The sequence below is a fragment of the Paenarthrobacter aurescens genome (assembly GCF_025421775.1).
Lineage (GTDB): Bacteria > Actinomycetota > Actinomycetes > Actinomycetales > Micrococcaceae > Arthrobacter > Arthrobacter aurescens_B.
On the sequence record NZ_JAOEFX010000781.1, the window covers coordinates 1 to 231 of the forward strand.

Genomic DNA, 231 nt, shown 5'->3' on the forward strand with positions numbered 1-231 from the left:
CGGGACTTCTCACGGTTCCATTCCTGGGCGTTCATCGACTATGCCCGCGAGCTTCTTGCTGTCATCCGCGAGGTCACGCCGGACGTCCCGGCAACCACCAACTTCCTGGTCTCCAGCGCCACCAAGGCCTTGGACTACTTTGACTGGTCCAAGGACATGGACGTGGTGGCCAACGATCACGATCTGGTGGCGGCGGACCCGGAGCGCGAAATCGAGCTGGCTTTCAGTGCC

1 protein-coding gene is annotated in these 231 nt (G+C 61.9%); it reads left to right on the forward strand.

Features of this window, described 5'->3' with window-relative positions; genetic code table 11:
- A partial coding sequence (locus tag N7568_RS25570; protein WP_261612411.1) for a beta-galactosidase occupies positions 1-231 on the forward strand: 231 nt, incomplete at both ends.